The sequence below is a fragment of the Enterobacter cloacae complex sp. 2024EL-00214 genome, from assembly GCF_043945575.1.
Classification (GTDB): Bacteria; Pseudomonadota; Gammaproteobacteria; order Enterobacterales; family Enterobacteriaceae; genus Enterobacter; species Enterobacter cloacae_P.
Genome location: NZ_JBIMRC010000022.1, coordinates 61,516 through 74,571 on the forward strand (window position 1 = coordinate 61,516; position 13,056 = coordinate 74,571).

At 47.4% G+C, this 13,056-nt stretch carries 17 protein-coding genes; 15 read left to right on the forward strand and 2 right to left on the reverse strand.

The features are described from left to right. The first annotated feature begins 89 nt into the window (after window positions 1-89). The 12 genes from ACHHZ6_RS20410 (at window position 90) to ACHHZ6_RS20465 (ending at window position 10,415) form a co-directional block, all read left to right on the forward strand. Window positions 90-290 carry a hypothetical protein gene (locus ACHHZ6_RS20410; RefSeq protein ID WP_007372322.1) on the forward strand — a complete coding sequence of 67 codons (201 nt, stop codon included), beginning with the start codon at window positions 90-92 and terminating at the stop codon, window positions 288-290. 126 nt (window positions 291-416) lie between these two features. Beyond that, window positions 417-782, forward strand: a complete 366-nt coding sequence (locus ACHHZ6_RS20415) for a hypothetical protein (RefSeq protein ID WP_008786579.1) — start codon at window positions 417-419, stop codon at window positions 780-782. Window positions 783-871: 89 nt separating this feature from the next. Continuing rightward, window positions 872-3,307, forward strand: a complete 2,436-nt coding sequence (locus ACHHZ6_RS20420) for a phosphoadenosine phosphosulfate reductase family protein (protein WP_007372324.1) — start codon at window positions 872-874, stop codon at window positions 3,305-3,307. Window positions 3,308-3,330: 23 nt separating this feature from the next. After that, window positions 3,331-3,705: a hypothetical protein gene (locus ACHHZ6_RS20425; RefSeq protein WP_008786576.1), complete on the forward strand. Its 375-nt coding sequence runs from the start codon at window positions 3,331-3,333 to the stop codon at window positions 3,703-3,705. Between the two features lie 10 nt (window positions 3,706-3,715). Further along, window positions 3,716-4,063, forward strand: a complete 348-nt coding sequence (locus tag ACHHZ6_RS20430; protein WP_008786575.1) for a hypothetical protein — start codon at window positions 3,716-3,718, stop codon at window positions 4,061-4,063. A 250-nt stretch (window positions 4,064-4,313) separates the two neighbouring features. Further along, a complete protein-coding gene (locus ACHHZ6_RS20435) occupies window positions 4,314-4,664 on the forward strand; it encodes a hypothetical protein (RefSeq protein ID WP_007372327.1) in 351 nt (116 codons plus the stop codon). 32 nt (window positions 4,665-4,696) lie between these two features. After that, window positions 4,697-4,996 (forward strand): hypothetical protein, encoded by a 300-nt coding sequence (locus tag ACHHZ6_RS20440; RefSeq protein ID WP_016241553.1) that lies wholly within the window; start codon window positions 4,697-4,699, stop codon window positions 4,994-4,996. Next, window positions 4,996-5,820: a hypothetical protein gene (locus ACHHZ6_RS20445; protein WP_007372328.1), complete on the forward strand. Its 825-nt coding sequence runs from the start codon at window positions 4,996-4,998 to the stop codon at window positions 5,818-5,820. The genes ACHHZ6_RS20440 and ACHHZ6_RS20445 overlap by 1 nt, the downstream gene beginning before the upstream one ends. Window positions 5,821-5,881: 61 nt before the next feature. After that, on the forward strand, window positions 5,882-6,541 hold the full coding sequence (locus tag ACHHZ6_RS20450) for a hypothetical protein (protein WP_008786574.1): 660 nt from the start codon (window positions 5,882-5,884) through the stop codon (window positions 6,539-6,541). 48 nt (window positions 6,542-6,589) lie between these two features. Beyond that, complete coding sequence (locus tag ACHHZ6_RS20455; RefSeq protein ID WP_007372330.1) at window positions 6,590-6,835, forward strand: hypothetical protein; 246 nt, start codon at window positions 6,590-6,592, stop codon at window positions 6,833-6,835. A 203-nt stretch (window positions 6,836-7,038) separates the two neighbouring features. After that, window positions 7,039-9,528, forward strand: coding sequence for a hypothetical protein (locus tag ACHHZ6_RS20460; RefSeq protein WP_395122955.1), 2,490 nt, complete (start codon window positions 7,039-7,041; stop codon window positions 9,526-9,528). A 38-nt stretch (window positions 9,529-9,566) separates the two neighbouring features. Further along, window positions 9,567-10,415 (forward strand): hypothetical protein, encoded by an 849-nt coding sequence (locus tag ACHHZ6_RS20465; protein ID WP_395122956.1) that lies wholly within the window; start codon window positions 9,567-9,569, stop codon window positions 10,413-10,415. Window positions 10,416-10,636: 221 nt separating this feature from the next. Here the strand turns inward: ACHHZ6_RS20465 and ACHHZ6_RS20470 are convergent, their stop codons facing one another. Further along, window positions 10,637-10,960 carry a hypothetical protein gene (locus tag ACHHZ6_RS20470; RefSeq protein WP_007372332.1) on the reverse strand — a complete coding sequence of 108 codons (324 nt, stop codon included), beginning with the start codon at window positions 10,958-10,960 and terminating at the stop codon, window positions 10,637-10,639. A gap of 91 nt (window positions 10,961-11,051) precedes the next feature. Then, window positions 11,052-11,243: a hypothetical protein gene (locus tag ACHHZ6_RS20475; RefSeq protein WP_007372333.1), complete on the reverse strand. Its 192-nt coding sequence runs from the start codon at window positions 11,241-11,243 to the stop codon at window positions 11,052-11,054. A 143-nt stretch (window positions 11,244-11,386) separates the two neighbouring features. On the opposite strand from ACHHZ6_RS20475, the gene ACHHZ6_RS20480 reads away from it, so the two are divergent. The 3 genes from ACHHZ6_RS20480 (at window position 11,387) to ACHHZ6_RS20490 (ending at window position 12,967) form a co-directional block, all read left to right on the forward strand. Next, window positions 11,387-11,911, forward strand: coding sequence for a hypothetical protein (locus tag ACHHZ6_RS20480; RefSeq protein ID WP_016241551.1), 525 nt, complete (start codon window positions 11,387-11,389; stop codon window positions 11,909-11,911). A gap of 71 nt (window positions 11,912-11,982) precedes the next feature. Continuing rightward, window positions 11,983-12,528: a hypothetical protein gene (locus ACHHZ6_RS20485; protein WP_007372335.1), complete on the forward strand. Its 546-nt coding sequence runs from the start codon at window positions 11,983-11,985 to the stop codon at window positions 12,526-12,528. 136 nt (window positions 12,529-12,664) lie between these two features. Then, window positions 12,665-12,967: a hypothetical protein gene (locus ACHHZ6_RS20490; RefSeq protein WP_007372336.1), complete on the forward strand. Its 303-nt coding sequence runs from the start codon at window positions 12,665-12,667 to the stop codon at window positions 12,965-12,967. Window positions 12,968-13,056 lie beyond the last annotated feature (89 nt).

The following is a 13,056-nucleotide window of genomic DNA, read 5'->3' on the forward strand; positions in this document are numbered from 1 at the left end:
ATTAAAGGTTTTCGACTGTTTAATTTCGCCAGCTGATTGGCCCGATAGATAATGGTTCTACGGACAGCAATCTTTTATATAGGTGTAAAATGAAAACGATACTCTCAGCTTTATTATTCGTTGTTTCATGGAATGCACTGGCACAGGATGAGGGAAATAGTGGTGATAAAAAGCAACAGGCAACGGCAACTATTCAAATTTCGATTACAATTTTACCCGAACCGGTAAAACCAAAGATCACCAAAGAACAGGTGAGTGATACGCTAACCGTCATTTCTTATGAATGGTAGCATCCAGACAACCAACGGTTAAGCCTGCTCCAGCAAAGAAAAGTATCTTTCTGAACATCACTTCGTCACCCGAATGCCTCGTGATTTAATAAGTAAACAAACCGGACAATATTCACGAGGTGTTTTATGACAAATGAAACTCAGAACAACGCATCCGCACCTGAAGAGTTAATCACGCGTATATCGCAGGTCATTAAACGCAAGGATGGATCTGAAGTGAAAATTACTGCTCAGGCTGCGTTCGGTGCAGGGTTAACTCGCTCTATCGATGTATATGTTCTTCGTCGGGATAATGCTGATTCAAACTGGCAAGGTTGCAGTAATCGACCAAAAGCAGGATGGCGGAATATGTCTGTAGATGAATATATCCGTGAAGGGCGCTCTGAAATGCTTAAGGCAGTTACGCCGGGAGAAATTCTAAAGCTCACAAATGCCATTGGCAAACCAATGAGTTGTCTTGATCAATTATTTCCATCCCCGATTACTAAATAAATCATTAAATAATACCGCTGGCCTTATTCGTCAGCTGGTACGCCCGTGTTTAAATAAATATACAAAACGAATAAATAAACAGGTGAACCATGCAACAGGTAATCGACTTTGGCACATCAGAACCGACCCTTGCCCCAATCCTTACCGGGGATAAATGGGATACGGTTTGGCAAACACTGGCTAATGACGAAGACCTGAATTATGTCGATGCCAGCACTGGCACGAGCATGGCCAATCTTATCACCACCGGCACAAACGCCATTTATAAAGCGCTTACTGACGGCTGGACTATGAGCCTGGCGTATTCATCAGGAAAGGACTCTGAGTGCGTTCTGCACCTCTTCCTGATGGCGCTGGTAAGGGCTACCCGCAATGGCACAAACATCAGCCAGCATCACTATGTGATCCACACCGACACGGGCATCGAGAATCCAGCCGTCCGCTGGCTGGCAGACACAAAACTCGCCGAACTTGAGGCATTCGTTGAAAAGCACCAGTTACCGCTGAGCATTGTAATTGGTAAGCCTGGACTGACATCTGGGTGGACTGGCCGCATCCTTTCAGGGCGAGGATTGCCAACATTTTCAAATAGTTCCGCCAGACAGTGCTCGATCGACTTGAAGGTCGATCCTGCACGTCGGGCCCGTGCCGAGTACATGCGAGGACTGCCTAAAGCCGTTCGTCAGCGCGTTTGTCTGCTGCTGGGTTCCCGTGATGCAGAGAGCACAACCCGTGCCATGAACATCGAAAAAAAAGGCGGGAGCGCTGAAGACGTTAAACAGACAAAAGAGGGCGGTGAGCTCTATCCGATCCGTCACTGGCATCAGGGGAACGTATGGGAATTCCTGCTATCGTCCGGGGATGAGGCTCGTTTTGCGTTACCCAGTTACCTGCCTAACAATAATGAAACTGCTGAGCTCTACAAAGAGGCTACGGGCGAATGTGTCTGGACGGGTTCTGAAAAAGCAAAAAGCGCCTGTGGTTCACGATTTGGCTGTTACCTTTGCCAGGCTGTAGGGCTCGACCGCTCTATGGAAAACCTGCTGAATGCCGACCCGGAGAAATATGGCTATATGGCTATCCTGAACCGGCTTCAGCGTTTCATTGCCAAACGCCGTTATGCCTGGGAAGACCGCCATCCAGTGGGCCGCACGGTATACGAAGGTGGGTATATTAAGATCCAGCCAGATGTATACTCGCCGAAATTCCTGGAACGTCTGTTACACATCTGCTGTAGCGCCGACTACGTAGAGCAGCAACGCGCCGATGACGTTGCCGAGAAACTCGCTTACGGCTTGCTGGAAGACAATGCGCATAACCGTCGCATGTCCCGGCCTCAGTTCCGCATCGTCAGCGAAGAAGCCGTTGTGCATGTCGATTTCATGTGGGCTTTCCATCATTTCAATGACAAGCCTTTTAGGGCACTGGAGATCTACCACCGCGTCTGGGCCCACGGCGAGCTGGATCTGTTGACTGATGAACCGACGATGCCTGTAGTCCCTCAGTCCCCAATCCCTAAAGCAGTCTGGCTGAAGGTGGGGAAATTTGGCGATGACTCACTATTTGATGGGCTGGCTGATCCTGTTGCGGAAATGACCTATTTCGACGGCGGAGATGACGAACGCGCCGCACGTGTCATCAAGACAAGAGACGGCCACCGTCGTGTTGTCAGTTTCAGCGAAGATAACGAAGTTACCGTAGATGAAGAGTCTGCAAGCTTTGTGTTATGGGTGGAATACCCACGCCTTAAATCTGCTATTGAGAGCGGGGCGTACACCGCTGGGAGCGCGGCGCAGTTCTACCTGCGTTTCGGCACGGTATCTCTGTGCAAAGGTAAGTCAGCCTTGTATCACAAAATGATGCAGCGTGGTCAAACCTACCATCGACTCGGCCTGACCGGATTCCAGTCGATGGAAGGGATCACAGCTCGAAAAGACCTTCGCATCCTCTCGACCGAGAAATACCAGCATGTTCTGAAAAGAACGCTGGAGGCCCGGATCATTCGTTTTAAATGGTGGGCTAACCTCGCTTTCACCATCCAGTACCACATGACCCGCATGACAGAATTTGGGTTCTGGCTGCATCGCGTCTTACGCCAGGAAAGCCATAACGAGCTTATGGACGAGAAAACGCTGTGCAAAAACAGCCTGGAAACTGTCCTGATCAACCAGACCAATGCCTGGTGTCTTGTGATGAGTGACGTGGGCAACAAACCTGATACATCAAATGCGCTGCGCCGCTACTGGAGACAGGAGCGGGCCCGAGCTTTCGCGCACTGTGCTTCAGTACCGGAAGTCCTTAAATCGCTGGTGGCTCGTGAGATGTTCAATATTTATCGACGTGCGCTTTATGAACTCAATAGCCATAAAGAGTTGAGCCTTGGCCTGATACACATACAGGAACTGGCAACTCAGAACGCGGACGCGTTACGGATCCATATCAAAATAATGATGCGGTTAATCAGGCTGTGGCAATTGTCAGGTTTAACAAGCATTGGTCAGAGTGAATTTTGTGAGGCGGCTTAACTGCCTGGAATAAAGGGAAAATAATGAAAATCATGCTTTCACTAGGCTCTGTTGCTATTACGACAGTAGCATCTATGTTGTTGCTGTGCAGCCAGGCTAATGGCAGCAACGGGAACAGGCCTTTACGGATCAACGAACCTGTTCAGATTACTATCGAACAAGTGATGTATCGCATTGCAAATGGTAACCAGAATATCGGCATGAAAATGCGTGAAAACCCAGTGCTGTTTTCGGGTCATGCCGGAATCAGTGTAGAGCTAAGTGATTTTCCGCCCGGGTCAAAATCCGCGCCCGTACCCGGAACTACCGTAATGCTGCGTACCGCTTTGTCTGGTCAGACAGAGGCCTGTTATCAGCAGCACTGCTACTCAGCCGAAGTGACCACGTACAACGAATAGAGGTCTTGCTATGGCAGACAGAACTGATGGAATGAAAGGAAGAGCACTGATTAGGCAGTTGTCCGGTATGCCACCCGGCGTTAACCCATTAAACGTTCCTCAGCCGCTTAAGCGAACCGTGTGCCTGGCAAAAGGCATAGTGGATACATGGGATAGTTTTCCATCCGAAAACAACCTTGCAATCGCCCTGGAAAACGCCGCTGCAATATCACGGCTGGCGATAAGCCTCCTGCAAGAACGGGAAGTACTGTACCGGCAGCTGGCATCTCTTGGAGTAGAACCAGAGAAAATGAAACAATCCGTCGAAGCCATCCCGATGGAAACGCTTTTAAAAAGCCTTCCAATGAGGAAAAAGTAACTTTCTAGCGTTTTTTGTTTCCGCTGTAAGAAGACACCTTTTTTGGTGCTCAATAGCAGTATTTTTTTAACAGATAAACTAAACGAATTCAATATTTCTTAAATTCAAGCACATTTTGTCTTCTTTTAAATTTCGTCGTAGGTTTAATGCAGTTAATAATGTTACTCACGGATTAATTTTTAAAAAATACAGAGCCTAATCAGGCTATACGGGTTTTGTAATTGCTATCATTAAAGTCACGAGGAAAACCATGAGTGCATACGTCGAGCAGGTATTTAATGATGTTGAAAAAATGCGTGGCAAAGTTCTGGCCGACCGATTCCGCATGGTATTCAAAAAAATCCAGCTTGTGAAGAACGACGACTCAGACGAGGCCTACAACCTGAAGCAACAGGAAAACCTAGCCGCTGTCACTGAACTTCAGAATGCTGGTGGTTTCATTGATTGGGACATCAAGGTCACTAAGTATAGCAACACATCCACTCAGGTTGAGTTGCGGCATAAGGTAGATGGTGTGCTGGTATGGCGCGATTTTACCTTCGTAAGCGATTTTGTATTCGAACTCGCTAAAAACGTTGTCTATTCAAAAGAGACGGTCTGAATTCAATTATTGCATTAATAACCGGTGGAAAAATGGAGCAACTGACACCTGCAAAACTCGACTCGATGATTACTGAGACTACAACTGAACTGCTATATGCGCAGAGGGCACTTATCAGCCCAAGCCGAGCTGATGCGATGGAAAAGAAAGCGTCTCAATTACTCAGCATATTATTGGAGTTAAAGGAACTAAGAAATAAAAGCCCACAAAAAATCATACTGCCACCCCCTGCATGTTGCTTTGCAGATCATAGTTATCCTGCATATTCCAGAGACCAAGTTATTGCAATACTTGATTCTCTTGGACATAAAATTATTGAAAAGGAAAATTAATGCGCCAGACAAAAATCGTAAATATATTCTATGCCAGTGCTGAAGAGCTTCAGCTAGGCATTAACGAGATAGATACTGAGATTACGACCGCTTTGCAGAACGGCAATATGGAAGCCGTCAAAAAAGCAACGTTACTTAAAAACACCATGATTAGTCTGCTGGACAACAAACAGAAGGGCGAGCTGGTTCAAGAAACGTGTACGTCAGGCGAAAAGGCTGATTCATCGGTAGAAATAACGGACGCAATGGCCTACGCGTTCCACGCGGCATCTGGTGAGGGTGCAATTGGTTCCGATGATGTTGAAGAGATAAAGCGTGGTCTGCGGGTAGTTATCAATGAGTGTGGCCTCACAAATCACCTCGTAAAGATCCCTGCTGGTTTACACGATGCAACAGCTCAGCTTGTAGTTAACTTCGCCTCTGAGATGGCGGGTAAGCTTTACCGGGCCCAGGAGAAGTATGGTCGTGGGGCTGAATGGGCAAAATCTGACTGGAAGGATGAATGCCTCAAAGAGCTCCACCGACACCTTTCAAAAGGTGATCCACGTGATGTAGCAGCCTACTGCATGTTTTCGTGGCATCACGGTTGGCTGACCCACAGCGAACAACCTGCTATAGCGGGGCTCAGCGAAAGAGTTCTGTTCGATAGCTTTATGAAAGATGATTACTCACCTGATTCAAGTGGTTCAGTATCAGAGGAAGAAGAAAGGGTCTTTCTTGAGGTGCTCTTTCACATATGGCAAGGCCGGGCCGCAGTTCAGAATGGATTAACTCAACAGGAAATGGATATCGTAATGAAGTACCGGGAACAAAATCAGAAATAACATTACTGCGTTCTGACAACCAGTAAATTAACTCGATGCGGTATTTCAGAAAGGAAAAATTATGATCGTTCTCAAATACCCTCCTTACCCATCGCCCTTCTGGTTCCGGGGGGAAAAAGATAAAACGGGTGTGGTTACCGAGGTTGGAACAGTTTATGTGGAAGCAACAAAGGATAACCTGCTGCTGGTGGAGGGCACACTCCCTCCGGTAGGTGCGACTTTGTTTCTTACACCTGACCGGTTCGATATTAAAGCTGAAACTGAGATTGATAGCCGGGCCCGACGAGAGGAACAGGCCAGACAACGTCTGACACGGCAAGAAGAAGAACGACAGCAAAAGGCCGCTCTCGATATGAAGCTGATGCAACAGGCGCAAGAGCGAAACGCTCGTTTGTATCTTCCGGTACGATGGACAAGCGGATTCAAATCGGTGATTTCCGGGCTGACGGAAAACAGTAGCGGTAACGGTATAAACCGGCGAACTGTGATTCACGTGCTTTTACTTGAGGACATACGTGATGGGCGCCTGGTCAGAAATGAAGGGGATTTTCTTTGCACCGCCGCAGGTGGAAGTAACGGCAAGCTTTGGGTTAACCCAGCCACCCATAGTGATGGTGAGTACGGGCCTTACGTATGTGAAATAACGTGTAAGCAGTGTATTAAGGCTGCTCTACGTTGGCAGGATAAAAATAAGGCCGTCCCACCGGAATGTGTTCCGTAGGTATCAGGCGAACCGATCACCACGCTATAGAGAGAGGGGACAGTGAACATGCAAGTTGCTAAAAACAAGTACGCCGTTCTGGACAGTGCGATCATGAAAATACTCGGCAAAGAGCCGGTTCCATTTTCACTGATTATGCTTCCAGACGTAGCTGGTGAGTGTTCCCGACTCGCTGATGAGGAGAGGAATAAGCCGATGCCATTCCGCATTCTTGACCGGCGGTTACAGGCGCTAAGAAAGGCTGGCAAAATTCAGTTCGTGACCGGAAAAGGCTGGGTAAACCCTCTTTCCTGACCACCCGCAATTCGTACTGCATCTTCCTTTTCGTAAAAGGCAACTCTTCGTTGCCTTTCATCCCCCAGAGCTATTCGTCACCTGCCCCCCCAACGATAAAATCAAAGTATCACAAACAATATGTCCCCCATTTAAGCCATTAGAAACACCATGTCCTAGTACAATAGCGGCAACATGGCTAAAGCCGGGGGAAGGAGATCATAATGACGGGTATCGTGCGCATTGAACAACCGGTAGAGCGAATTGAACGTTTCCATTCTCTTCAAGGCGGTCAGTACTGGCGGGCAAATGAAGCCATTGCTGAAGAGAACATTGCCGCTTCCGAAGTACTGCTGATTGAATCGCTGCGTTGGGTCGACAACAAACTGCATACGGTCATTCTGCGCACCCACCCATCAAAACATGGCCAACACATTCGGTTTGAATATACCGATGAATCTGGCCGCACTTGTGGCACTACCCGTAGCTTCACTCAGCACCGCTTTTTGTTTGATGACTTCGTTAACAAATTCACCTTTGCTGCTGACTCGAAAGAAGTCCGCGAAAGTGAAGTGCAGGCCTGCCAGCAGTTGGCTCAGAAGCTGACCGTTGAACTTTCCGAGGCGATGACAAACCCTGAACGCATGAAAGAGATCATTGCGGAACGCCTTGAAAAAGAGCAGACAGAAAAAAGCGAGAACAAACTCAATACTCTACCCGCGACGATTGACCAGTACACAAACCTCGCCACCGGCCCGTTAGAAAATGCGCTGACATCCGGTGTCAATGAGGAAAGCATTAAGGGAATGATGGAAGCGGCTCGGCATGGACATAAACTGGCCGTCATACAATCTGAATGGCTACAAGGTAAGAATAACGAAATTACCAGGGCCGTTCAGGCCGTCGTACCCTATTACCAGGAAATGGCTGCGGCGCAGCTGGCCGCATTCGAAGAGAGCAGGGAGAACGTTGAATCGCTGATGAAAGGGATTGCGTCTCTGGATCTTTTCATCGGCAAAGATGTTGTCGTCAACACGATAATCAAAGGCAATTCAGCCCCGAGCGACATTCCTCTGACATTTGTCCAGAAAAAGCTACTGATGGATGAGGAGCTCGCTGTCTATCTGGATCTGGGAGACTGGTTCGATTTCACCAAAGCAGATTTATTCGACCAGGCACTGCAAAAACACCCGGGCCTAATCGAGCAGATTTTCCCGACCCAACGTTGCGTACTGGTTATGGCCGTCACCAGACGGCACGTCAATTATCAGGATCCGTGGGAGGCTGCGGCCAAAGACTTTCAAAACAGATGTGTCTTCCTGCTGGTACGAGACGGCGAAAATATTTACCAGGTATGCAGCCCGGTTGAATCTCATCTGGGCGCTCATACGCTGTTCCCTGAACGTGACGAGCAGGACGCGCTTTTTCGCGGTTTTGACGGTTCTCGCATCACCTTCCGCGATGTAGCTTACACTGACCGGCTGCGGGCGCATGAAAAGATGGCGCTGCACTATAAACGTTTCCTGATCCTTTGCTGCGGGCTCGACCAGCGTGAGCGCCTGTTTGGCGAATTCTATGATCGCAGTAGTAACATTAATTTCATCTCGATGGACTTCCAGGAGAAATATTGCCGCTTTATTCATGACGCAGATGGAACCGGTCTGTTGAGTGACCCGGAGGCCGATACCAGACCATCGCTGGAGTCCTACATTAAGCAGGCGAACCAGCACCTGCGTTCTGGTTCACGCGTCTTTTGTGAGTGGAGACAGGTCGTTAATCCGGTTACCGCACCCGGGGCAGCTAAGGATGATTCAGGTAACGGCTACCGGGGACATTCATTCACGGTTGATTTCGTTAAAAGCCGTAGTACCAGCGTGGCATACCAGAAGAATGAAGAGATCTACGTTGATGTGCCAGTCGTTCAGCACACCTACAGCCGTAATGCGAAGTCAGACAAACGAGAATTCAATGCCAAGGTATGCCTCTCAAAATTCAGAACCTCTGATAGCCTTGGCTATCTTTGCCTGGACACGGTGAAATCCGCCGATCTCGAATATTACATTCACAACCGGCGTATCCGGGCTAACCATCTTTATTACATCCGGCTCTTCAAAGAACTTGCGGCACTGCTGAAGCTGGAAGAAACGCATGAAGAACAATACCGAAGCAAAATGCTGGCGGCTTTAAACGCCGGGAACATCGGTGACGAAAATGACCGGGTTGCGGCTGTAGATAAAACGATTCAGACGTGGCGCTGCGCAAACCGAGGTGCATCCCTCCAAAGTGGTCTGGAAGATGAGAAGCAATGGAAAGCGCTCCTTGCCATGATGGATTTAATTGCATGGCGAGGTCATGCAAGCATCCCGCAAATTGAATGCTACTGTGAGCAACTTGGAAACTCTCCTCTACGGCTTGTGGTAATGCCAAACGGCAAACTGGGCCTGTATGTAGCCCCACGAGCTGAAGAACGAAACGATGCAGCTGAGAAACACAAATGGGCTATACGTGTGGTATTGAGTCTGACGCGTACCGGTGTGAAAGAGGTATCTCGCTCATGGGCTCTGGTTAACGAACTGAGCGTATCTGAATGCACCCTCAAAGAATGGCCGCTGGTGGATGAGTGGAAAGGGTTAAAGTCTGTATTTGAAAGCTACGACCGGAAACTTAAAGCTCTGGCAGACATTGAACTGGCCGTGAGACTCTCAAGCGTCTGAATCCCAGCAACCAGGAAGGTCTGAGCGAGCTGGCAGAATTGTGGATTAATGCTTTTGAAGAAATGAACTTCTACCGACCGACTGGCGGGATCGTTCAAAAGCCAGTAATGATGATCCCGATTGGTCTTATTGTCGACCGTGAGGAGTGGTCATACTTATATCTTGGTACACGCGGCTCTGCGGTCGAGTATATCTATCAGAATCTGAATGATAAGGCACTCAAGGCCCGGGTAGCCCACCGTCTGATTTCAAATTACGAGGTCAAAGAGGGTAAGCTCGATAATCTTGCCAATAAGAAAACAAGTCTGGGTCTCTTTTGCACAAAACAGCGCCCGGACATGGCCCCTTTTAGCGCAGACCGAAACATAGAGACATATGGGCCTGATTTCGGCGTTAACCATGCTGTGCTTACGCATATGGTATCGTTTAAATCGCAGATAGCGCTGATTCAGCAAGAGGCAGATCGCGGCTTACACCGTCGCTTCACGATAGCCAGCAACCTGGTCAGTTCAGCCGGGGAGTTGCTTATCGATCAACTGCTCGGCGATGCGGCGCGAGATGCAGATGAGCCGGTAGATATTCTTGAGGTGGTTATTAACCCAGCGCCAACCGGTGAACCAGGGGCGAAGCTGAAGAAGAATGGTGAGACATTCTGGCATAAGCACTGGTGTGATTTGTGTAAGCCAGGAACCGAAGAAAGCCTGGCACTCTCCCACATTCACGCGCCGGATCACGTCATTACGCGGACTTCGTTCAGTTCCAAGGAGGATGCCATCCTCTTCGTACTCAAGACGATGCCGCAGGCCAGAAAATACGAAAAGGATTTCTTCCGCGACAATGATTTCGATGTACCTGATGGGATTATTGAACGGTGGATAGACCGTTAATCATATGCAGTATGAATAAAAAAAAGCCCGCTTTAGTCGTTGCAAGCGGGCTTTTTATTTCTTCGCGTTACAGCTGTGGCATCAATTACAAAACGGAACGGCTTGGTGCCGGGGCGAAGAACGGAGAAAGGGATAGGCACGAGGTGGTGATAATGTTGCTATTCATATGGGGTATGAATAAGAAACAGCCCACTTGCGAGTACTAAGTGGGCCATTGAGGGTCAGGCATAAGACTCAGACAGAGCAGTAGCGGCTTCAAGCGCCGGTTCAAGCGACAGGCTGTTATCGCTGATAACATTCCATCCCTCATTGCCGTAAACAAAATGGACGTAACCTGCACGTTCAGTTTCTTCAGGGCGATAAGCATAGAAGTAGTCTTCATCAGTAGAGAACATGGCTTCAACAATACGTTCTACGTTCGTAGAGCGCTTCAGCACAATCTCTTCTGAGTCGAATACCGAGATGCTATATCCTGCTTCAATCAACCCGGTTGCTGCTGCCCGGGCAATTTCCTGCTCAATACGTTGCCGCTGATCTACGTTCATGCCTGCTGCTCCTCGATGGGAAGTGAAGTCGAACACACGAGAAAGCATGAACTATAGTTCACATTTAATCAATAAAAAAGGGAACTATACTTCACTTATTCTTGGTTTTTTTTAATACTGGTAGTCCTGCAAGCGCATCGTTCCAATGCTGCTCGCGTTCCTCATTACCTGAAATATTACTTATCCATCTTTCGGACTTGCCCCAGCGCTGTGCCAGCGCCTGCCGCGTCCAGCCTTTGCGTTTCATCTCTGCTTTAAATTCATCGCTGGTGGGTTTGTACATAGGTTAATCCACGTGAACTATAATTCACCTGATAGTACGGTAAGGCTGGTTAAGTAACAACGGGATATCGACGGTCATCTTCCGTTCCCGCACACGGGCCAGTGCTCCTGGCTATACTGAGTCAAAAATGCGGAGGACACATTATGTTTGAACGTATAAGCAGGTTTTTCGCTGGCGCAACAAAACAGGAGAGGGCGGAACCGTCAGTCTCTATACCTGAACCTGTTACTCTTGAGGGTGATAACGCGCCATCAGCTATCGAACATGACAGAAAAATAGTCCATGACAGCAGGGTATTTATACATAGGTCTTTAGGCTTTATACTTATGGTATATTCTCCCGAATTATTCAGAAAAGCCATTAATCATGACATATGTCTTGGCTATATATATGGTTATATCATAGCGGCAATAGGTGACGACGAAGAGTTATGTAAAGCATCGGAAAATCGTCGATGGGATGTTGTCGCTGCCTATTATCGAAGTTTATTGGATTATTCAGCTGAAGCTTACTATGAGAAAACTGTAAACGCGATGGATAATTACCACTTCAAACAAGCAAGAAATGTAAGCGTAATGGATTATCACAAAAACAAAATCAATCCTGATGGCGATAATCATCATTTGCGTTTTCTAATGACCGAAATAATTGAAGATAGGGTTGAATAAATACACGTTTCGTCACATGAACGACCTATGGTTTACTGAATATAACGACAACGAACCATAGGCCAGAAAAAATGACACTTCAAAAAGCCAACGAAAAACGTATTGAAAACTTCCTAGCCAAACAAATTCGTCATAACGGTAAGATTTTATCAATGCGTGAATTTATGGATTCACTCATTGCTGACGGCTATAGCCCACGTGCAAAAGCGGAACAGAAAGTAGGACACCCCAGCAGCCGTCAAACCTTTCGCTGGAACAACGAGCAGCAAAGGGAGCACCAGATTAAGCGAGCTCTGGGGGGTACTGTTCTGAAATATTCAATGGTGTCATCTGACGGCTCATTTTATGACATTGAAAAAATTGCCTATGATTACGTCATTGAAAAAATGGGCGGGGTTAACGTTAAGCCGGAAACGATGTGTTTTGCGATTTTCAACAGCCCTTCATCATTGCGGGGCGGGAAGAGAGAGCGCTGTGTAGCTGTCTATAGCCGCACTGTGGCAACAGAGGAACAACGGGTCAGGAGCATGTTATCTACTGACTTCACGCATTATGATCTGGTCTGGTTCGGTGAAGCCACTTCCCAGAAGGAAGCGCTGGAACTAGCCGAGGGATAATATCAATTAGCCACCAAGGAAATAACCGGGGTGGCTTTTTTGTTTTAAACGATTAAAAATAAGCCAAATCACTTCGTCACAAGCATGTGGGTGGTAATATAGACATATAGGCAATCACATTCAACTGGAGGCTAATATGTCAGATTTAATTGCAGCAAGATATGATGAAGTATCAGCTTCCGAGTTTGAAGATGATATGGTTGTCATTGTCATTACCGATGAACAGAGTGAAGATATTGAGGTTATTTCAGACCTTGATGATCTTTTCGTTAATACTGAGGTTGTGGTTATTGATGGTGACGCTTTAGAAGTCGACTATGATAACGCTGGATATTTTTCATCAGAGAATAGCTATGAAGTTTCAGTAGACGATATGTTATTCGACAATACCGTTGGTGAGCAACTTATGGATTGTGGTTTTTTCGGCACTCAAAGCTAATAGATACTCGTTATTTATTATCGCGTCCCAATCGTCATGCAGGTGTGGTTATTTATTTACTGAAAAGCCATGTTTTAAATAACAGGCAA